Source organism: Arthrobacter sp. OV608, assembly GCA_900110595.1.
Lineage (GTDB): Bacteria > Actinomycetota > Actinomycetes > Actinomycetales > Micrococcaceae > Arthrobacter.
The window spans coordinates 1-1294 of the sequence record FOEZ01000062.1; the positions used below are offsets into that span (position 1 = coordinate 1).

Consider the following 1294-nt stretch of genomic DNA (forward strand, 5'->3'; position numbering starts at 1 on the left):
TGGGGTTAACCTCTGTTGGTGGACACCTGAAGTAGCGGGATCCTTGGATTCTGCGGAAAGGTGTTCTTGTGAGCACGACACGACGTAAATTCACTCCGGAGTATCGGCGGGAGGCTGCGCGCCTTGTCATTGATACGGGCCGGCCGGTCGCCCCGGTGGCCCGGGAGTTGGGCCTGGGTGAGCAGTTGCTGGGCCGCTGGGTTGCCCAGGAGAGGGCCCGGCTGGAGGCTCCTGAGGAGTTCGCGGCGGCTGAGACGGAGAAGTCTGAGCTGGAGCGTTTGCGCCGGGAAAACGCTCAGTTGCGGATGGACAACGAGTTCCTGGGAAAAGCCGCAGCCTTCTTCGCTTCCAAGCAGCAGAATCGGAATGCTTCGAGCTGATGGAGGCCGAGAAGGCTAACTACCCGGTCCAGCGCATGGCCCGGCTCTTACGGGTGTCCCGGTCCGGGTTCTACGCCTGGCGCCGACGAAGCTCCGAGCAGTCGGAGCGGGCCTTGGTGCGGGCGGAACTGGATGCGAAGGTCCGGCGAACCCACGCGGATTCAACCGGGATCTACGGGGCACCCAGGGTCCAGGCAGCGCTGGCCAGGAACGGGACCGGCGTTGACCGGAAGACTGTCGCAGCCTCGATGCGCCGGCAGGGCCTGGAAGGAATCTCGCCGCGCCGGTTCCGGCCGGTAGCGCCGATCGGTGAGGTGCGGGTGCATTCGATCCCTGATCTGGTGGCCCGAAAGTGGGATACCGGCGCCCTGGATGCGGTCTGGATCTCGGACATCACGTACCTGCGCACCGGTGAGGGCTGGGTGTATCTATGCGCTGTCAGGGATGCCTGCTCCCGGCGCGTGATCGGATGGGCGATGGACTCCACCCAAACCACCAACCTGGTGGAGCGGGCCCTGCGCATGGCCTACATCCTGCGCGGCGGCGGACCGGCCGGGGTCGTGTTCCACGCCGACCGCGGCACTCAATACACCTCCGCCCAGCTCAACGACGTCTGCACCGGACTGGGCATCAGGCAGTCGGTTGGGCGGACAGGCGTGTGCTGGGACAACGCGATGCAGGAATCGTTCTGGTCGACCCTGAAGACCGAGTTCTACGACCGGCGCCGGTGGGCAACCAGGCAGGACGCGATCCGGGAAACAGGGCGTTGGATCGAGGAGTTCTACAACCGCTCCAGGCTGCACTCCGCCCTGGGCTACACCACGCCGGTAGAACACGAACAGTTCCTTACCAGCAATAAACTTCAGCCGGCACAAGCCGCCTGATCAACTGTCCACGATTTGCGGGTAACCCCA

At 64.8% G+C, this 1294-nt stretch carries 1 protein-coding gene; it reads left to right on the forward strand.

Annotated elements, in window-relative coordinates:
• Window positions 1-68: 68 nt before the first annotated feature.
• A protein-coding gene (locus tag BMX78_RS22605; RefSeq protein ID WP_091424856.1) for an IS3 family transposase occupies window positions 69-1264 on the forward strand; the annotation gives its coding sequence in 2 pieces (ribosomal slippage) (window positions 69-336 and window positions 336-1264; 1197 coding nt in all).
• Window positions 1265-1294 lie beyond the last annotated feature (30 nt).